Raw genomic sequence first — 13715 nt, forward strand, 5'->3', positions numbered from 1 at the left:
TACGGCTCTTCGTTTCTCGTATCCATGTGCTGTCGTGGGGGTGACCGAAATGGATCCGGCCGGGCCGGTGTGACCGGCCCGGCCGGATCACCGGGGCATCAGCTCAGCGGGCAGCTGCTGCGGTAGTCGGAGATCGCGGTGCCGCTCGGCCCGGGACAGATGAACTGGTCGTAGCGGGTGTCGTTGTCGACGAACCGCTTCAACCAGGACACCGCCTGCACCGCGGTCGGCGTGTTGGTCGACTGCGGGAAGAAGTGACTGGCGTTGTTGAGCTCCAGGTACGACTTCTCGGCCGACGACGGGATGCTGTTGTAGAACGGGATGGAGTGCGAGGCGACGGCCGCGATGCTGTCGCTCTCTCCGCCGACGATCAGGGTCGGCACCCGCAGCTCCGACCACGACTTGTCGGTGTTCCACGGGGCCAGCGGGACGGCGGCCTGCAGCGACGGCCGGTCGCTGGCGGCTTCGAGGCTGCCGCCGCCGCCCATCGAGTGCCCGGCGACCGCGAGCCGGGTGGCGTCGATCCGCGTCCGCACGGAGCTGCGCTGGGTGAGGTAGTCGAGGGCGGCCAGGAGCTGGTCGCCGCGGGAGCCCGGCTGGTCGGCGGTGGTCAGCGTCTCGATGCCGATGACGACGAAACCGTGTGAGGCCAGCCGCGGCCCGAGCCAGGAGATGCTCGACCAGTAGGCGGTGAAACCGGGCGAGATCGCGATCGCGCCGAAGGTCCCGTCGCCGGTGGTGGTCGGGTAGTAGATCTCGCCGCCGCCGAATCCGGTGGCGGCCAGGCGGGACACCGAGGTGGTGCTGACCGCGTAGGGGCCGCGGGAGGCCTGCAGGGCCGCGAGGGTCGGTGCCGGGCCTCGCTCGTACGGGTTGGCGGCGGCCGCTGCCGGGGTGACGCCGGCGCCGGTGACGAGGGTGATCGCGGTGGCCGCGACGACCAGCCAGCGTCGGGCGCGATCGGAAACGAATGTCACGTCGATGTCTCCTTACCGTGGGGGAACAGATCGACGGGGGTCAGTTTTGGCGCTCCGGCAACAAGCGCGCATCGGCGAAATCACCTGCGTCGTGTCATCGCCCCGCAACATCCCGGAAATTTCATTTGCCGCAACGGTGTTCCGTTCCGGCCGGGGGCACGGCACACTCGCCGCATGATTGATGCACCGGCAGTGCAGAAACTTGGGCTGGCCGGGCGCGCGGACGCCCTGGCCGTCATCGGCCGTCTGACCTCGGCGGCCGCGGCCGGGCGCGGCGGCATCCTGGTGATCTCCGCGGGCCCCGGCGAGGGCCGGACCGCGCTGCTGCACGCCGTCGCCGAGCACGCCGACGGCTGGACGGCACTCACCGCCTCGGGCTTCGCCGACGAGCGCGATCTGCCGTACGCGAGCCTGCAGACCCTGCTCGCGCCCCTCGATGACCGGCACGCCGACCTGGCTCCGGCAACGCGCGAAGCGCTGTCGCGCGTTGCCGGCGGTGACCGAGGCGATCCCCTCGCGGCCGGCCTCGCCGCACTGTCCCTCGTGCGTACGGCCACCCGCACCCGCCCGGTGCTGTGCCTCATCGACGACGCCCACCTGCTGGACCCGTACTCGTGGCGGGCCGTCGCGTTCGCCGCCCGCCGCGTCGGCGGTGAACGGATCGCGATCGTCGCCTCCGTGCCGGCCGGTGCCGAACCGTCCGGCTTCCCGACGCACCGGCTCGCCCCGCTCGACCCGGCCGCCTCCCGCCGGGTGCTCGCCGCGCACGCCCCCGACCTGGCCGAAGATGTCGCCGGCACACTCACCGAGATCGCCGCCGGGCACCCGGGCGCCCTGATCGACCTGGTCCACGGGCTCAGTCCGGAGCAGCGCCGCGGCTACGCGCCCCCACCGGAGGCGCTGCCGCCGGACAGTCCACTGCGCCGCCGGCTCGCCGCCGAACTGCACGCCCTGCCGGCCCGCACCCGGGAACTGCTGCTGCTCGCCGCCGCGGCCCCCGACGCCTCCCCCGACACCCTGCTCACCGCGGCCACCGCACTCCACGCCACCGGCCAGGCAGAACGCCACGCCCCCGGAAACGAGACGGCCACCGCACTCCACGCCGCCGGCCAGGCAGAACGCCACGCCCCCGGAAACGAGACGGCCACCGCACTCCACGCCGCCGGCCAGGCAGAACGCCACGCCCCCGGAAACGAGGCGGCCGCCGCATTGCGCGCCACCGACCCGGCCGGCCACGACCGGGAACACGGCACGGTGGACAACCGCGGCCTCGACGACTTCGCGCCCGCCGAAAGGAAGGGGCTGGTCACGGTCACGGCCGCGGGTGTGCGCTTCCGGGGGCCACTGATGCGCGGGGTCGCGTACGCCGAAATGCCCGTCGCCCGCCGCCGGATCGCCCACGCCGCGCTCGCCGCCGTGCTGGAGGAACGCGGCGCCCACCTGCCCGCGCTGCTGCATCGCGCCGCCGCGACCACCGGCCCCGACGCGGCCCTCGCGCATGATCTGGCGGTCGCCGCGAGGGAGGCGGATCCGGTGGTCGCCGCCGAGGCCGGACGGTACGCCGCAGCGCTGTGCCCCAATCCGGCGGAGAAGGCGGGCCTGCTGCTGGCGGCGGCCCGTTCGGCCTGGCTGGCGGGCCGTCCGCACCAGGCCGGCCAGTTGATCCGCCGGATCCCCGCGGCCGGTGGCGCCGCCCGGGTCCGCGCCCGCGGCCTGACCGCCGAGATGAGCCTGCCGGAGGGCCGGCCGGGTGCCCGCGACGTGCTCCTGGACGTGGCCGCCGAACTGGCCGAATCCGATCCCGGCACGGCCCTGGAAGCGCTCGCCCTGGCCGGCGAGTCGGCCTGCCGTTCCGGCGAGCAGACCCGGTACGCCGCCCTGGCCCGCCGGGTCGCGGCCGGCCGGCGTGGCGACGAGCCGCCCGCGGTGACACTGGCGTTCCACCATGTCGCCGGGCTGGCCTGTATCGCCGACGGTGACGAGCCGGGTTCGTTCACCCGGTTGCGGCAGGCCGTCGAGCTGGCCGACCGGGTCGCCGAGCCGGGACCGCTACTGCGGGCCGCGACCGCCGGCATCCTGATCGGCGACGCCCGCCGGGCCGGCGCGCTGGCCGGGCGGGCCGCGGTCCTGGCCCGGGAGGCGGGGGCGTCGGTGCTGGTCCCGCAGGCTCTGGAGCTCGCCGCGCTGGCCGGGATGGCGGCCGGCGACTATCCGGCGGCGAACGAGGCCGCGATGGACGGCGCGGCGGTGGCCCGCGGAACCGGGCAGCCGATCCTGGCCGGCGCCCACCTGGCGGTGCTCGCGGTGCTGGCCGCCCTGGTCGGTGACCGCGACACCGCCCTGACCCGGATCGCGTCGGTCCCGGACGGCCCGTCCCGGCCGCTGTGCGAGTGGGCGCTGGCGCTGCTCGACATGGTCGACGGCCGTTGCCCGGCCGCCGCCGAGCGCCTGCTGGCGGTGGTGTCCGCGCCGCCGGGCCCCGGCTCGGCGCTGCTGCGGGTGGCCGTGGTGCCGCATCTGCTGGAGACGGCGGCGCAGGCCGGGGTGCGGCAGGCGGTCGAACCGGTGGCGGTCGCCTTCGACCGGTGGGCGGACCGGACCGGTCAGCCCGGCTGGCTGGCGTTGCGGGACCGATGCCGGGCGCTGCGCGCCGACGACGCCGAGACCGCGGCCGACCATTTCGAGACGGCGCTGGGGCGAGAGGGCGAGGCGGGTTTCCCCAGGGCACACACCGAGCTGCTGTACGGCCGGTCGCTGCGCCGCCGTCGCCGGAACGTGGAGGCCCGCACCCACCTGCGCCGGGCGGCCGAGACGTTCCAGCTCCTGGACGCCGCCCCGTGGGCCGAGCAGAGCGTCCGTGAGCTGCGCGCCGCCGGGGAACGGGTGGAGACTCCCCTTCCGTCGGGACCGGCACTGACCGCCCAGCAGGAGCGCATCGCATCGCTGGTCGCCGGGGGCGCCACCAACCGTGAGGTGGCGCAGGAGATGCACCTGAGCCCGCGGACGGTCGACCATCACCTGCGCAACGTCTTCGCCCGGCTGGGGGTGCGCTCCCGGACCGAGATGGCCCGGTTGCTGACCGCCCGTTAGCCCGGCGGTCCAGGTACCGGACGCTCGCCGACCTCGGCCGTCCGGGAGCCGGACGCTCGGTCGACGTCGGCCGTCCGGGAGCCGGAGGCTCGTTCAGTGGGGCAGGTCGAGGGTCTCCCAGCGTTCGGAGAGCTGGCGGCGGCGGCAGGCGACCAGGTGGCCGGCGAGGACGCCGGGGTGGCCGCCGCGCACGCACACGTCGGCGCCCGCGGTCAGGACGCCGGAGACCACCTCGGCGGCGGCCCAGTCGTCGATCAGGGCGATCACCCGGGTGGTCTGCGGCAGAACGGCGCGGGCCATGCGGACGTCGTGCACGGTGGCGCCGCTGAGCACCACCAGCTCGCCGGGGCGGACGGCGTCGAGGCCGTCGATGCGGCGCATCCGCCAGCCGTGCGGCAGGTGCTGCGGCAGGGCCGCGACCCGGCTGAACTGGCCGAGAACCGCGACGGTCGGCTGCGGTGCGGGGGCGATGTCGTGGTCGATCTGCACAAGCATGGTGTCTCTCCTAGCCCGGTTCCCTCGTGTGACCTCCACGATTCGCCTCGCGCCTGTGCGTCACCATGTGCGCATCCTGTGCGTTCACTGTCCACCGGCGGGCGCGCTGAGCTGCGCTTTTCAGGCCGGCGCATTCCAGGTCAGGAGCACCGGGTCGGTGTCGTGCTCGAAGCCGAGCGCCGAAAGGGTCGCGGTGTCCAGCCGCAGGAGCCCCCCGCCGGCCGGTGGCAGGCCGATCCATCGGGCGCCGGCCACGCGCAGGCAGTGACCGTGACCGATCAGTGCCACGTCACCCTCGGCCGACAGCTCACGGGCGCGGGCCAGGACCCGGTCGAGGCGCTCGCCGATCTGCTCCGGCGACTCGCCGCCGGGACAGCCGTCGGTCCACAGCGACCAGCCCGGCCGGCCGGCGCGGATGTCCGGCGTGGTGATGCCCTCGTAGTCGCCGTAGTCCCACTCGGCCAGGTCCTCGGTCACCTCGGTCACGGTGAGCCCGGCCAGCTCGGCGGTGCGCAGCGCCCGCTGCCGCGGACTGGCGATCACGGCGGCGAAGGCACGCCCGGCGATCCGCTCACCGGCGGCACGGGCCTGACGTTCACCCTCCGAGGTCAAGGGCAGGTCGGTGTACGACGTATGCCTGCCGTTGGCGCTCCACTCGGTCTGTCCGTGCCGGATGAGCACGATCTCCGCCATCGCCCCTCCTCTGTCCCGGCCCTCCATCCTGCCAGGGCGGGCGAGCGCTCAGGGGTGGGCGTCCCAGGGCACGATCATCGGGTGGCGTTCCTCGTCACGGGCGGCGATCTTCTCCTGGGCGCGCAGATACTGCGAGCGGGTGATCTCCCCGCCGATCAGCTGGGCGGTGAGGACACCCTCCAGGCTGCCCGGAACGGCCGGCTCGGCGTGCCCGTGCTCCAGCGCCGTCGCGGCCCTGTCCGGTTCGGCCCGCTCGTCGCGGGACGGCCAGAAGGCCAGCGCGGCCGCGACGATCAGGCCCAGCGTCGCCACCAGCAGGACCACCATCGGACACCACCACCCCTCCTGTGACATCTTCGTCACTCCCCGCAATGATCGGCAGGCAAAGCGCGAAAGATCCCTTTCGACACACCGCCTTTCGACACACCAGCCGAAAGCCCCGACGAATGACTACCGGCCCCGACTGTGTCCGGCCTGTCGAATCACCGTGGATTTCCGAGGTCCCGGCGTGAGACGACCAGGCGCTCCGCCCGCACCGCATCGACAGGCGCGAAGTCGAGGTGACAGCGGACCGAGGAGGAGCCATGCGGACCGGAACCGTCGTCGCCACCGAAGCCGAGCCGGACCCGGCAGCGCCGCCGGCCCGCCGCCTCCGGCCCGCCCGCCTCCGGCCCCGCAGCGCGCAAGCCCAGCCGCCACCTCAACCCTCGCGGCACACCGAGCCCGGCCGCCCACAGCGGGCCTCGCCGCCCACCAACCAAGATTGGCCGCCAGGCCAGCCCTCGCTGCCCGCCACCCCGGGGCCTCGCGACTCGCTAACCGAGCCCGGCCGCCAAACCTCGGGTTACACCGCCCGCTAACAACGTCCGGCTGCCAACCCCGGGCCCAGGCGGCCGCTATCCGCGTCCGCGGCCCGGGCCCGACACTTGGCAAATCGGAATAGAATTCACAAAAAGGCACCGCTTGATGACCCTGGGGAGGCAGTGATGAGCACCGGTCACCTGATCGTGGTGGGCGTCGACGGCTCCGAAGGCGGCCGCCGCGCCCTGGACTGGGCGGCCACCGAGGCCGACGCCCGTGGAGGCGCGGTCCGGGCGGTCATCGCCTGGTCGTGGAACGGGCTCGACTACGGCCCGGTCACGGCCGTCACCCCGCTCGAAGAGGACGCACTGGCCGCCCAGGTGGTGACCGCCGAGGTGGACGCCCTGGTCCACCGGCGTGGCTCCCGTGTGCCGGTCACCGGGGAGGCGATCGAGGGCAGCCCCGCCGACGTCCTCACGATCGCCGCCCATGACGCGGACCTGCTGGTCCTGGGCAGTCACGGCCACAGTCGGGTCCGGCACACCGTGCTCGGCTCGGTCAGCGAGTCCTGCATCCGAAAGGCCACCTGCCCGGTCGTGGTCATCCCGGCTCAGGTCCACGAGCCCGCCGCCGTCTGACTCGACCGCCAGTCCACCGTTTCCCGCCGCGAGCCCGCGCTTCCTGCCTCGCGGATCCGGCGGCCCTCTCCCCCACTGCCGCCCCAAGTACCCGCCCCGCGCGAGCCGCCCGAAACGGCCACCTGGAGAGGCCCGGGTCGATGGTCCTGAAACGGGCGGGACTTCGGCCCGACCAGGACGGGGTTTTCGGCACGGGCGTCGATGCCTCGCCGGGCGGAGAGTCACAGGTGAAGACATCGCCTCGAGGAGGACCAGATGGCCACCACCGCCCACCCCCACACCGCCCAACTGGAACAGGTCGAGGCCCCCGGCTCGATGATCACCCACACCGCCGCCCGCGTGCTGGCGGTGCTGCGGATCGCCACCGGGTTCGTCTTTCTCTGGGCGTTCCTCGACAAGGCCTTCGGATTCGGGTACGCCACTCCCGCGGCCAGGGCCTGGATCAACGGCGGGTCGCCGACCAAAGGGTTTCTCTCCGGTGTCGCGGTCGGGCCGTTCGAGAGCGTCTTCCACGGCATCGCCGGAGCCGTCTGGGCGGACTGGCTGTTCATGCTGGGCCTGCTCGGCGTCGGCGTCGCGCTGATCCTGGGCATCGGCCTGCGGTTCGCCGCCGTCGCCGCCGGCCTGATGATGGCTCTCATGTGGGCCGCCGAATGGCCGCTCGCCCAGGAGACCAGCGCCGGCGAGGCCACCCGGTCGAGCAACCCGCTCGTCGACTACCACGTCGTCTACGGCGTCACGGCCGCGGTGCTGGCGCTGACCTACGCGGGACACACCTGGGGTCTGGGCCGCTGGTGGGCGAAGCTCCCGCTGGTGCGGAAGAACCGCTGGCTCATCTGAGAGCCCCGATGGAACAGCCCGGCCGGGACACCCCGGCCGGGCTCCTTCTGTCTAGGGTGTGCCGGTGACGGAGATCGTTGAGTACGGGGTCGGCGACGTGACCGTGGTGGCGCTGTGCGACGCCGTCAGCTCCTTCGATCAGCCCGCCCGGGAGTTGTTCCCCGGCGCGACGCCGCGGCTGTGGGCCGAGGCTGCCAGGATCGACCCGCACGGCGGCGACCTCGACGACCCGTGGCGGCTGACGTTCCGGTGTTTCGCGGTCCGGGAGCCCGGCGGCGGAGTGCTGCTGGTGGATGCGGGGATCGGGCCGTCGTCGGACTGGTCGCCGTCACCGGGCGAGCTGCCGGCGCGACTGGCCGACGCCGGCATCGCCCCGGACGACGTGACCACGGTGCTGCTCACCCACCTGCACACCGACCACATCGGGTGGGCGGCCGTGGACCGGGAGCCCTATTTCCGCAACGCCCGCTACCTGCTGCAGCGCGACGAGGTCACGCACTATCCGTGGCTGGAGGAGACCCTGCTCGAGCCGTTGCGGGACCGGCTGCACCTGCTCGACGGGCGTACCGCGGTGACGGCGGCGGTGACGGCGGTGCCGGCGCCCGGTCACACTCCCGGGCATCAGGCGGTTCTGGTGTCGTCGGGCGGCGCGGATCTGCTGATCGGCGGGGACGTGGTCCAGCACGCGGTGCACCTGCTGGATCCGGAGGTCGGGTACGCGTACGACGCCGACCCGGACGTGGCCCGGGCCACCCGCCGCGCGCTGCTGGCCGAGACTCTGCGGCGGGGCGCGGCCCTCGGCACGGCGCACCTGAACGTCCCGTTCGTGACAGCATGGGCCGGATGACCCCGGAGCAGCTCGTCGCCCACGCCGTGGACGCCGCCGAGGACGGACTGCGGGCCGGCGAGATGCCGATCGGCGCGGTCGTGGCCATGGGTGACGAGATCATCGGGCGCGGATTCACCTCGGAGCGGACGAGGGGCCGTCGCCTGGTTCACGCCGACCTGCTGGCCATGATCGAGGCCGACGAGCGTCTCGGCTGGTCCCGTCGCGAGCAGCCGCTGCGCATGGGGATCACGATGGAGCCGTGCCTGATGTGTCTGGGCACCGCCCTGACGCTGGGGGTCTGCGAGATCTACTTCGGCCTGGCCGCCCCGGACGACGGCGCCGCGGGCGTCCCGGCGGTGTGGCAGCCGGGCGCCACCGACGGCATCTTCTTCCCGCTGCCGACCCTGTCCGGCGGTTTCCTGCTGACCGAGTGCCGGGACCAGTTCCGCCGCTACGCGACCATGACCACCAAACCCCACCTGCGCCGTTACGCCGAGGCGATGGCCGGTCCGGCCTGACCCGGACGTGGCCGGGGCGCGGCAGGGCACCTCGCGTTCGAGGTGCGCGTCGACCTGGACCGGCTCTGTACAGGGCCGATCGCGTGCCATGACCGGGTCGAACCGGGTTCCGGCGGCGGGCGTACATCCGTGCATGTCCGGTGATGGTGTGCACCTGAGCAGGAACTTTCATTTCGAGGGCGGGACCTGGGACGCCGAGCATCGCGATCCGTGGGCCGGTGACCGGCCGCGGCTGCCGGGACGGGCTGTCCCCGGCCTCGTCATCATCGCCCTGATCACGCCGCTCTTCCTGGTCGGCGCCGTGCTGGCGGCCGCCCGCGGCGAGTGGACGATGGCGGCGGGGTTCGGCGCGTGGGGCGGGTTCTGCGGCCACATCGCGGGCAGCGTCGCCTTCGTCCGGTGGCGGCCGTTCAGGTCGAAGGCGCTGCCGACGACGGCCGTCACGCCGGACGGGGTGACGGGTCTGTGTTTCCGCTATTCGGGCTGGGCCTACTTCTGGCTGCTCGGGATGATCGGCTGGAGCGCGCTGGTGCCGCTCGCGATCGCGACGGTCTGGTTCGTGACCGGCGGGGTGGCCGTGATCGGCTCGGTCGTCCTGGTCGGCGTCGCTCTGCTCGTCCTGGCGCAGGTCGTCGCCACGCTGAGCCTCGCGCCGGGGCGCCTGATCGCCACCCCGGACGGCCTGTACCACCGCGGGCAGTTGATCACCCAGTATTCGCCCTGGTCGCAGGTCACAAGTGTGGAGGCGGGGCGGGCCGGCCGGGCGCGGCTCGTCCGGGTCCGGGTCACCGCGTCGGCTGCCGACCGGCCGCGGATCCTGCTGCGGCCGTGGTTCCTGCCGGCGGAGGAACGGGTGACGCTGCCCGGCATCGTGCTGCGCGACCCATGGCTGGCCGTCGACCCGCGGCTCGTCCACCAGGCGCTGCGCCACTATCTGCTCAACCCGGCGCATCGCGGTGAGCTGGGCGGGCCCGCCGCGGTCGAGCGCATCGAGCAGGGCCGGCTCTTCCTCTACTGACAGTAATGAACGAACTCCACTGACAATCGTGAACGAACTTCACCGACAGTCGTGAAGGAATTTCGCTGCGTGGTTGAACCCGTTCGGGTGCGCACGGGTACACCCGGTCGTCGTCCTGAGAGGAGTCGCGCCAATGACCGATCGACTGCACGTCGACCCGATATCGCTCGAGGGGATCGCCGACCAGTTGCGGCGGTCCGGCGGCACCCTGCGGGCCGCCGCCGGCGGCGGGCCCGGCACACCGGACGCCGGTACCGACACCCCGATCTTCGAGGATCTGATCACCCGCCTGGTGCAGGACGCCACCGCGCTCGCCGGTGGCCTCGACGAGGCCGCGACACGGGTTCTCCAGGCGAGTCGGACGTACGCCGACGAAGACCTCGCCAACGCCCAGAACATCTCCGGGAGCCGATGATGCCCATCGACACCCGCCTCGACGGCAACCCCGCCACGTTGTACGCCGGCAGCCAATACCTGCGCGCCCGGCTCGGATTCGAGGTGGACGGGGCCGCCACCACGCTGCGTGCCGTCGGCGACGAGGCCCGGCACGGGTGGCTGGGGTCGGCCGGCGCCGCCTTCAGCGACCGGATGACCGCCGCCGCCACCCGGGCCGACGCGCTGCGTGCCGAGGTCGACGCGACCGCGCTGACCTTCTCGCAGTACGCCGACATGCTCACCAGCGCGCAGACCACGATGCTCGTCGCCCGGCAGATCGCGGCGAGCGGCGGCCTCATCGTGGCGGGAACGATGATCCTCGACCCGTACTCCCCGGATCCGGCCACCTATCAGCAGCAGCGCCTGACGTACGCGCTGGCCGTCCAGCAGGTGTCGCAGGCCCGCACGCTGATGGTGACCGCCCGGACGATCGCCCAGGCCCGCCAGTCGGCGGCGCGGGCCCAGCCGATGATCAAGCCCGGCGACGTGGTCGGCGGAGCGGCCGGCGCGGCGGGCGGTGCGCCGAGACGGGAGGCGAACGGGTCGGGGGAGATCCGCTTCGCGCCGGAGCAGCGTGAGCCGTCGCTCGCCCACGAGCAGGCGCACGTACCGCAGCAGGGCGGCGCCCGGCGCGCGACCGAGTGAGCGTGCCGGGGGTGGGCCTCCGAGCCGCGGCTCCGCGGAGCTGAGCGCCCCGGCACGGCCGGCGACGCTACAACCGGGTGGCAACCCGCGTCGCAACCGTGACCGGGCAGAGTGCGCTGCATGCGAAAACTGGGAGCAACCGTCGCCGTCGTCGCGTCGATCATCGGTGTGGCCGGGAGTATCGCCGGTCCCCTGTACGCCGTGTTCGGGGCGAGCTGACACACTTGACCGATCATGACGCTGACCGATCGCCTCCCGCGCTCCCCCGAACCTGACGCCGTCTTCGACGCCTTTCAATCGTGGGTGGCGGAGCAGGGCCTGACCCTGTATCCGCATCAGGAGGAGGCGCTGATCGAGATCGCCACCGGGGCGAACGTCATCCTCAACACCCCCACCGGCTCGGGCAAGAGCCTGGTCGCGACCGGCGCGCACTTCGCGGCGCTGGCCGACAACCGCACCACCTTCTACACCGCCCCCATCAAGGCGCTGGTGAGCGAGAAGTTCTTCGCCCTGTGCGCGGTCTTCGGCGCGCAGAACGTGGGCATGCTGACCGGCGACGCCAGCGTCAACGCGGATGCGCCGATCATCTGCTGCACCGCGGAGATCCTGGCCAACCTGGCGCTGCGCGAGGGCAAGGACGCCGACGTCGGCCAGGTCGTGATGGACGAGTTCCACTTCTACGCCGAGCCGGACCGGGGCTGGGCGTGGCAGGTGCCGTTGATCGAGCTGCCGCAGGCCCAGTTCATCCTGATGTCGGCGACGCTCGGGGAGACCGCCCGGTTCAAGGACGATCTGACGAAGCGCACCGGGCGGGAGACGGCGGTCGTCGCGAACGCCGAACGGCCGGTGCCGCTGATCTTCGAGTATGCGATGACCCCGCTGCACGAGACGATCGAGGAGCTGCTGAAGACGAAGCAGTCGCCGGTCTACATCGTGCACTTCACGCAGATGGCGGCGCTGGAGCGGGCGCAGTCGCTGATGAGCATCAACATGTGCACCCGCGAGGAGAAGGACCGGATCGCCGCGGCGATCGGCAACTTCCGGTTCACCTCCGGCTTCGGGCGTACGTTGTCGCGGCTGGTCCGGCACGGCATCGGTGTGCACCACGCGGGCATGCTCCCGAAGTACCGCCGCCTGGTGGAGACCCTCGCCCAGGCCGGCCTTCTCAAGGTCATCTGTGGCACGGACACGCTCGGCGTCGGCATCAACGTGCCGATCCGCACGGTGCTGTTCACCGGCCTGTCGAAATATGACGGGGTGAAGACCCGGCTGCTCAAGGCCCGCGAGTTCCACCAGATCGCGGGCCGGGCCGGGCGCGCCGGCTACGACACCATCGGCACGGTGATCATCCAGGCGCCGGAGCACGTCATCGACAACGAGCGGGCGCTGGCGAAGGCCGGTGACGACCCGAAGAAGCGCCGCAAGGTGGTTCGCAAGAAGCCACCGGAGGGGCAGATCGGCTGGGGGCGGCCCACGTTCGACAGGCTGGTCGACGCCGAGCCGGAGCCGTTGACGTCGTCGTTCCAGGTGTCGCACGCGATGCTGCTGAACGTGATGAACCGGGGCGGCGACCCGTACCCCGCTCTGAAGCATCTGCTGACCGAGAACCACGAGGAGCGGCCGGCCCAGCGCCGGCACATCCGGCGGGCGGTCGGGATCGCGCGGGCGCTCATCGCGGGTGGCGTCATCGAGCGTACCGAAGAGGGTGTCTATCGGCTCGTGGAGGATCTGCAGCTGGACTTCGCGCTGAACCAGGCGCTGTCGCCGTTCGCCCTGGCCTGCCTGGAGCTGCTCGACAAAGAGTCGCCGGAGTATCCGCTGGACGTGGTCTCGGTGATCGAGTCGACCCTCGAGGATCCCCGGCAGATCGTCTCCGAGCAGCGCAAGAAGGCGCGCGGCGAGGCGATCAACGCGATGAAGGCCGAGGGCATCGAGTACGAGGAGCGCATGCAGCTCCTGGAGGACGTGACCTGGCCGCAGCCGTTGAAGGAGCTGCTCGACGCGGCGTACGAGACGTACCGTCGCGGGCATCCGTGGGTCGCCGACTACGAGCTCAAGCCCAAGTCGGTGGTCCGTGACATGTACGAGCGGGCCATGACGTTCACCGAGTACGTGTCGTTCTACGGCCTGTCCCGCTCCGAGGGGCTGGTGCTGCGCTACCTCGCCGACGCGTACCGGGCGCTGCGTCAGACCGTGCCGGAGGACGCCCGTACCGAGGAGCTGACCGACCTGATCGAATGGCTCGGGGAGCTGGTCCGGCAGGTCGACTCCAGCCTGCTCGACGAGTGGTCGCGCCTGCAGAACCCGGAGGCCCCCGAGGCCGAGGTGCGGATCGACGACAAGCCGCCCGCGGTCACCCGCAACACCCGCGCCTTCCGGGTGCTGGTCCGCAACGCCATGTTCCGCCGGGTCGAGCTGGCCGCGCTGCGCCGGTGGGACCTGCTCGGCGAGATGGACGCCGAGCACGGCTGGATCTCCGAGCGCTGGCAGAAGGCCATCCAGGAGTACTTCGAGGAGTACGACACGCTGGGCACCGGCCCGGCCGCGCGCGGCCCGGCGTTCCTGCACATCGAGCAGGGCGCCACCCAGTGGATCGTCCGGCAGGTCTTCGAGGACCCGGAAGGCGACCACGACTGGGGCATCGACGCCACCGTGGACCTGGCCGCGTCCGACGAGGCCGGCACCGCCATGATCACGGTCACCGCCGTCGGCCCGCACTGACCGGCCCGCCCGGCC

13 protein-coding genes are annotated in these 13715 nt (G+C 72.7%); 9 read left to right on the forward strand and 4 right to left on the reverse strand.

What is annotated here, in order from left to right; translation table 11 throughout:
- Window positions 1-98 precede the first annotated feature (98 nt).
- Window positions 99-977: an alpha/beta hydrolase family protein gene (locus ACQPZW_RS34145; protein WP_433790135.1), complete on the reverse strand. Its 879-nt coding sequence runs from the start codon at window positions 975-977 to the stop codon at window positions 99-101.
- Between the two features lie 192 nt (window positions 978-1169).
- Here ACQPZW_RS34145 and ACQPZW_RS34150 point away from each other — a divergent pair, with 192 nt between their 5' ends.
- Entirely contained in the window at window positions 1170-4067 is a 2898-nt protein-coding gene (locus ACQPZW_RS34150; RefSeq protein WP_433790136.1) for a LuxR C-terminal-related transcriptional regulator, read from the forward strand.
- A gap of 93 nt (window positions 4068-4160) precedes the next feature.
- On the opposite strand, the gene ACQPZW_RS34155 is transcribed toward ACQPZW_RS34150, so the two are convergent.
- The 3 genes from ACQPZW_RS34155 to ACQPZW_RS34165 form a co-directional block, all read right to left on the reverse strand.
- Window positions 4161-4562, reverse strand: coding sequence for a hypothetical protein (locus ACQPZW_RS34155; protein WP_433790137.1), 402 nt, complete (start codon window positions 4560-4562; stop codon window positions 4161-4163).
- A 120-nt stretch (window positions 4563-4682) separates the two neighbouring features.
- Entirely contained in the window at window positions 4683-5255 is a 573-nt protein-coding gene (locus tag ACQPZW_RS34160) for a histidine phosphatase family protein (protein WP_433790138.1), read from the reverse strand.
- 48 nt (window positions 5256-5303) lie between these two features.
- On the reverse strand, window positions 5304-5582 hold the full coding sequence (locus ACQPZW_RS34165; RefSeq protein ID WP_433790139.1) for a hypothetical protein: 279 nt from the start codon (window positions 5580-5582) through the stop codon (window positions 5304-5306).
- 659 nt (window positions 5583-6241) lie between these two features.
- Between ACQPZW_RS34165 and ACQPZW_RS34170 the strand changes: the two genes are divergently transcribed.
- The 8 genes from ACQPZW_RS34170 to ACQPZW_RS34205 all read left to right on the forward strand — a co-directional run bounded on the left by ACQPZW_RS34170 (window position 6242) and on the right by ACQPZW_RS34205 (window position 13700).
- Window positions 6242-6694 (forward strand): universal stress protein, encoded by a 453-nt coding sequence (locus ACQPZW_RS34170; RefSeq protein WP_433790140.1) that lies wholly within the window; start codon window positions 6242-6244, stop codon window positions 6692-6694.
- A 255-nt stretch (window positions 6695-6949) separates the two neighbouring features.
- Window positions 6950-7534 (forward strand): hypothetical protein, encoded by a 585-nt coding sequence (locus ACQPZW_RS34175; protein ID WP_433790141.1) that lies wholly within the window; start codon window positions 6950-6952, stop codon window positions 7532-7534.
- Window positions 7535-7598: 64 nt separating this feature from the next.
- A complete protein-coding gene (locus tag ACQPZW_RS34180; RefSeq protein ID WP_433790142.1) occupies window positions 7599-8381 on the forward strand; it encodes an MBL fold metallo-hydrolase in 783 nt (260 codons plus the stop codon).
- Window positions 8378-8881: a nucleoside deaminase gene (locus ACQPZW_RS34185; protein ID WP_433790143.1), complete on the forward strand. Its 504-nt coding sequence runs from the start codon at window positions 8378-8380 to the stop codon at window positions 8879-8881. The genes ACQPZW_RS34180 and ACQPZW_RS34185 overlap by 4 nt, the downstream gene beginning before the upstream one ends.
- A gap of 133 nt (window positions 8882-9014) precedes the next feature.
- Window positions 9015-9899, forward strand: coding sequence for a hypothetical protein (locus ACQPZW_RS34190; protein ID WP_433790144.1), 885 nt, complete (start codon window positions 9015-9017; stop codon window positions 9897-9899).
- Window positions 9900-10032: 133 nt separating this feature from the next.
- On the forward strand, window positions 10033-10314 hold the full coding sequence (locus tag ACQPZW_RS34195; protein ID WP_433790145.1) for a WXG100 family type VII secretion target: 282 nt from the start codon (window positions 10033-10035) through the stop codon (window positions 10312-10314).
- Complete coding sequence (locus tag ACQPZW_RS34200; protein ID WP_433790146.1) at window positions 10311-10979, forward strand: hypothetical protein; 669 nt, start codon at window positions 10311-10313, stop codon at window positions 10977-10979. The genes ACQPZW_RS34195 and ACQPZW_RS34200 overlap by 4 nt, the downstream gene beginning before the upstream one ends.
- Window positions 10980-11213: 234 nt before the next feature.
- Window positions 11214-13700: a DEAD/DEAH box helicase gene (locus tag ACQPZW_RS34205; protein ID WP_433790147.1), complete on the forward strand. Its 2487-nt coding sequence runs from the start codon at window positions 11214-11216 to the stop codon at window positions 13698-13700.
- The last annotated feature ends 15 nt before the right edge of the window (window positions 13701-13715 follow it).

This window comes from Actinoplanes sp. CA-252034, assembly GCF_050956125.1.
GTDB lineage: Bacteria > Actinomycetota > Actinomycetes > Mycobacteriales > Micromonosporaceae > Actinoplanes.

Coding starts and splice junctions, on each gene's coding strand:
- ACQPZW_RS34155 (WP_433790137.1), bottom strand. CDS start 4,562: ATGCTTGTGCAGATCGACCACGACATCGCCCCCGCACCGCAGCCGACC.
- ACQPZW_RS34160 (WP_433790138.1), bottom strand. CDS start 5,255: ATGGCGGAGATCGTGCTCATCCGGCACGGACAGACCGAGTGGAGCGCC.
- ACQPZW_RS34165 (WP_433790139.1), bottom strand. CDS start 5,582: ATGGTGGTCCTGCTGGTGGCGACGCTGGGCCTGATCGTCGCGGCCGCG.
- ACQPZW_RS34170 (WP_433790140.1), top strand. CDS start 6,242: ATGAGCACCGGTCACCTGATCGTGGTGGGCGTCGACGGCTCCGAAGGC.
- ACQPZW_RS34175 (WP_433790141.1), top strand. CDS start 6,950: ATGGCCACCACCGCCCACCCCCACACCGCCCAACTGGAACAGGTCGAG.
- ACQPZW_RS34185 (WP_433790143.1), top strand. CDS start 8,378: ATGACCCCGGAGCAGCTCGTCGCCCACGCCGTGGACGCCGCCGAGGAC.
- ACQPZW_RS34190 (WP_433790144.1), top strand. CDS start 9,015: ATGTCCGGTGATGGTGTGCACCTGAGCAGGAACTTTCATTTCGAGGGC.
- ACQPZW_RS34195 (WP_433790145.1), top strand. CDS start 10,033: ATGACCGATCGACTGCACGTCGACCCGATATCGCTCGAGGGGATCGCC.
- ACQPZW_RS34200 (WP_433790146.1), top strand. CDS start 10,311: ATGATGCCCATCGACACCCGCCTCGACGGCAACCCCGCCACGTTGTAC.
- ACQPZW_RS34205 (WP_433790147.1), top strand. CDS start 11,214: ATGACGCTGACCGATCGCCTCCCGCGCTCCCCCGAACCTGACGCCGTC.